1 pseudogene is annotated in these 509 nt (G+C 54.8%); it reads right to left on the bottom strand.

Annotation, left to right across the window (positions count from 1 at the left end):
* Nucleotides 1–346 precede the first annotated feature (346 nt).
* Nucleotides 347–509, bottom strand: a pseudogene (locus ACR0AO_RS25555) (IS110 family transposase); the annotation flags it as partial.

Below are 509 nucleotides of genomic sequence, written 5' to 3'. Positions count from 1 at the left end.
AGATCATTGTTAAAACCTGTTCGAAAACTATTCGACGGGAACAGACTGCGAAACCTGAGTGCTCGTCAATCTCAGTTCAAAGTTTGCGACATGTGTAGACGCCCGAAACGCAAGAGGTAATTTTGACTGTATCTGCATCGGTTCGGGTACTGACATGTGTTCGGCCTGTTGCGCGGCCTTCGCACATGCCGCTGGCCCGTATGGTGTTAGCGGATCCGGTCCAATTCAAAACCACGTGCTCGAAGCACTGTGTCGCAAGCTGGTTTTCCTGATCCGGTCTCACGATCCTGATGCCATACCGTCCATTGTCCTCTTCCGTTTCCGCCGCCTCTCGGCCGCAAACGCTTTACGCGTTAGCAGCCGGAGCCCGGTAGACTTCTCCTGTGCTCATCAAGGCCCAAACGATCCTCGCCATCTTGTTGGCCAGAGCCACGCGAACCAGCAGTGGCGGCTTGCGTTCGATCAGGCGATCAAGCCAGGGATCTGTTCGTGTTCTATTTCGAGCGCGC

The sequence above is a fragment of the Ruegeria sp. AF8 genome, assembly GCF_056541825.1.
The sequence above is the reverse complement of the archived record's forward strand: the minus strand, read 5'-3'. Positions and strand labels throughout refer to the sequence as shown.